3 protein-coding genes are annotated in these 2,700 nt (G+C 67.8%); 1 reads left to right on the plus strand and 2 read right to left on the minus strand.

Annotated features, from left to right (window positions below):
- Nucleotides 1-54: 54 nt before the first annotated feature.
- Together WAL33_RS10210 and WAL33_RS10215 are read right to left on the minus strand one after the other, a co-directional pair.
- Nucleotides 55-489 carry an HIT domain-containing protein gene (locus WAL33_RS10210; RefSeq protein WP_422181019.1) on the minus strand — a complete coding sequence of 145 codons (435 nt, stop codon included), beginning with the start codon at nt 487-489 and terminating at the stop codon, nt 55-57.
- Nucleotides 482-1,546 (minus strand): MaoC family dehydratase, encoded by a 1,065-nt coding sequence (locus WAL33_RS10215; RefSeq protein ID WP_422181021.1) that lies wholly within the window; start codon nt 1,544-1,546, stop codon nt 482-484. The genes WAL33_RS10210 and WAL33_RS10215 overlap by 8 nt, the downstream gene beginning before the upstream one ends.
- A 147-nt stretch (nt 1,547-1,693) precedes the next feature.
- Between WAL33_RS10215 and mdh the strand changes: the two genes are divergently transcribed.
- Nucleotides 1,694-2,656 (plus strand): malate dehydrogenase, encoded by a 963-nt coding sequence (gene mdh / locus WAL33_RS10220; RefSeq protein WP_422181023.1) that lies wholly within the window; start codon nt 1,694-1,696, stop codon nt 2,654-2,656.
- Nucleotides 2,657-2,700 lie beyond the last annotated feature (44 nt).

Genomic DNA, 2,700 nt, shown 5'->3' on the forward strand with positions numbered 1-2,700 from the left:
GATGAACGCTTCGCGTTCACCCCCATCCGACCGCTTCGCGGCCACCTTCCCCCATCAAGGGGGAAGGACTCCGATGGCCTTCCGCGCCGACGCCACCGCCCGCTCCAGCACCTGCGCCTCATACGCGACCCCCGGCGAATGCCCCCACACCGGTCCCGGCCAGGCCGGATCGCCGACCCGGCGGCCCAGGACGTGGACGTGCAGCTGCGGGGTCACATTGCCCAGGGCCCCGACATTGAGCTTGTCGACCACCAGGCCCAGCACCTGCGCCACCGCCCGCACAGCCACGCCGGCCAGCACCGTCTCCTCGATCAGCCGCGCGCGGTCGGCGGCCGACAGGTCCTCCAGCTCGCGCGCGCCGCCGACGCGAGGGATCAGCACCACCCACGGATAGCGGGCGTCCAGCTGCAGGCGGGCGTGGCACAGGGTCAGCTCGCCCAGTTCGGCGGCGGTGGCCGCGAAGGCCGGATCGAGGATGAACTCAGCCACGTTTGGGAACCGCCGCCCAATAGTCGAAGTCGAGGATGACGCCCGGCGCATAGGCGCCCGCCTCATCCTTGTCGGGAAAGTCGGCGCAGGGACGATCCACCGTCGCCACCAACCGCAGGCGCAGAGCCCCCACGCCGTGGCCCAGGTCGGCCTTGTCCAGCACCTGCGACCAGGCGAACACCGTGCCGCCGGCGAAATACGGGCTGACATGGCGTCCGCCGTTGATCGCCAGGATCAGTCCGGCGTTCTGCAGGCCGTTGAACGACAGGGCCTTGGCCGTCGAGATCACCACCCCGCCATAGACCAAGCGGCGGCCCGACGGGTCCCCCCCTGGTCCTTTATGGGCGCGTTCGAACTGGTTGAAATGGACCTTGGCGGTGTTCTGCCACAGCCGCGTGGCCATCTGAGCCTCGGCCTCCTCGACGACCATGCCGTCGACGTGATCGATCTTCTCGCCGACCGCGTAGTCCTCGAAGGCGTGCGGGGCGCCGGCATGGGCGTAGTCGTAGTGCTTGAAGGTCAGGCCCGGCGGCGCAACCAGGTCGCCGGCCGCCACGGCGGCGGCCAGGGCCGGCGCGGACTGGCCTTCGACCACCGCGCCGGGGTCGCGCTTGCGCACCATCACCCAGCGCACATAGCTCAGCACCGCCACGCCGCGCTGGTTCACGCCCGTGGTGCGCACATAGACCACGCCGGTCTTGCCGTTGGAGTTCTCCTTCAGCCCGATCACCTCGGACTTGGCCGACAGGGTGTCGCCCGGATGGACCGGAGCCAGGAACCGGCCCTCGGCGTAACCCAGATTGGCCACGGCGTTCAGGCTGATGTCAGGCACGGTCTTGCCGAAGACCACATGGAAGGCGACCAGCGGATCGACCGGCGCGGTCTCCAGCCCGCAGTCGCGCGCGAAGACGTCCGACGAGAACAACGAGAAGCGTGGTCCGTACAGCGCCGTGTACAGCGCCACGTCGCCCGTGGTGACGGTTCGAGGGGTGGCGTGAACGATCGTCTGGCCGAGCTTGAAGTCCTCGAAATAGCGTCCCGGATCGGTCTTGCTCATCCCCCGCGTCTCCCAAATGGTTTTGATGTCGTTGTTCAGGCAGTCTTGCCGCACTGCAGCGAAACGGGAAAGAGGGCTTGAGACAAAGCCTCAGCGGGCGTAGACCGCGCCCCGACATTCATCGTCCACAGCCTTGACGGAGACCCCATGGCTCGCGCGAAGATCGCCCTCATCGGCGCCGGCATGATCGGCGGCACCCTGGCTCACATCGCCGCGCGCGAAGAGCTTGGCGACATCCTGCTGTTCGACATCGCCGAAGGCACGCCCCAGGGCAAGGCCCTGGACATCGCCGAAGCCTCGGCCGTGTTCGGCAAGGACATCACGCTGAAGGGCGTCAACGACTACGCCGACATCGCCGGCGCCGACGTCTGCATCGTCACCGCCGGCGTGCCGCGCAAGCCGGGCATGAGCCGCGACGACCTGCTGGGCATCAACCTGAAGGTCATGAAGGCCGTCGGCGAAGGCATCAAGGCCCACGCCCCCAACGCCTTCGTCATCTGCATCACCAACCCGCTGGACGCCATGGTCTGGGCCCTGCAGCAGTTCTCGGGCCTGCCCAAGGAAAAGGTCATCGGCATGGCCGGCGTCCTGGACTCGGCGCGTTTCGCCTACTTCCTGGCCGAGGCCACCGGCGTGTCGGTGGAAGACATCCACGCCTGGACCCTGGGCGGCCACGGCGACGACATGGTGCCGATGGTCCGTCACTCCACCGTCGGCGGCCTGCCGCTGCCGGAACTGGTCAAGCAAGGCTGGCTGACCCAGGAAAAGCTGGACGCCATCGTCGACCGCACCCGCAAGGGCGGCGGCGAGATCGTCGCCCTGCTGAAGACCGGCTCGGCCTTCTACGCCCCGGCTGAAAGCGCCATCGCCATGGCCACCAGCTACCTGAAGGACAAGAAGCGCGTCCTGCCGTGCGCCACCTTCCTGACCGGCCAATACGGCCTGGACGGCCTCTATGTCGGCGTGCCGGTCGTGATCGGCGCCGGCGGCGCGGAGAAGATCGTCGAGTTCGAAACCAACGACGCGGAAAAGGCGATGTTCGCCAAGTCCGTCGAGTCGGTGAAGGGCCTGATGGAAGCCTGCAAGGGCATCGACAGCTCGCTGGTTTAGGCTTTCCAGTCTTCAGACATGAGAAGGGCGGCTCCGTGAGGAGC

The organism is Caulobacter sp. (assembly GCF_049283275.1).
Classification (GTDB): domain Bacteria; phylum Pseudomonadota; class Alphaproteobacteria; order Caulobacterales; family Caulobacteraceae; genus Caulobacter.